Below are 861 nucleotides of genomic sequence, written 5' to 3'. Positions count from 1 at the left end.
GTCGTGCCTGATCGTGAGGGTCTCGCCGTCGCCGCCGAGCAGCACCTCCTGGTGGGCGATCAGCCCGGCCAGCCGTACGGCGTGCACGCGCACCCCGTCCACGTCGGCGCCGCGCGCGCCGTCGAGCTCGGTGCTGGTGGCGTCGGGCATGGTGCCCAGCCCGGCCTTGGCGCGCGCCTCGGCCACCAGCTCCGCGGTGCGGCGGGCGGTGCCGGAGGGGGCGTCGGCCTTGTTCGGGTGGTGCAGCTCGACGATCTCGACGGACTCGAAGTATCTCGCCGCCTGCTGCGCGAAGTGCATCATGAGCACGGCCGCGATGCCGAAGTTGGGCGCGATCAGCGCGCTGGTGCCGGGTGAGGCGGCCAGCCATCCGCGCACGGCGTCGAGCCTGGCGGCGTCGAACCCGGTGGTGCCGACCACCGGATGGATGCCGTGCTCGATGGCCCACTGGAGATTGCCCATCACCACGTCGGGATGGGTGAAGTCGACGACCACCTCCGCCCCTTCGAGGCCCTCGATGCTTTCGTCCTTGTCGAGCGCGGCCACCAGCTCCATGTCGGGAGCCGCCTCGACCGCCTTGCACACCTCGACGCCCACACGACCCCGGGCGCCGAGCACACCTACCTTGATCACACGGTCAACCCTATACGGCGACGCCGCGCGGGCCCACACGAGGACCCACGCGGCGCGGCCGCACACCCGCCAAGGGCCTCAGGAGATGGCGCTGGAGAAGTCCTTGTCGCCGTACGGGCCGATCACGGCGAGCGTGAGCGGCCGGTTGAAGACGTCGGCGGCGACCTCGCCGACCTCGTCGGGGGTGACGGCCTCGATGCGCCCGAGCACCTCGTCGACGGACATCAG

At 71.8% G+C, this 861-nt stretch carries 1 protein-coding gene; it reads right to left on the bottom strand.

What is annotated here, in order from left to right:
• The coding region (gene dapB, locus DAT37_RS39630) for a 4-hydroxy-tetrahydrodipicolinate reductase (protein ID WP_109530097.1) at positions 1 to 633 on the bottom strand (633 nt) is incomplete at its 3' end.
• Between the last annotated feature and the right edge of the window lie 228 nt (positions 634 to 861).

This window comes from Nocardia aurea (genome assembly GCF_003123685.1).
GTDB classification, from domain to species: domain Bacteria; phylum Actinomycetota; class Actinomycetes; order Mycobacteriales; family Mycobacteriaceae; genus Nocardia; species Nocardia aurea.
This window is presented reverse-complemented; position numbering and strand designations above follow the sequence as displayed.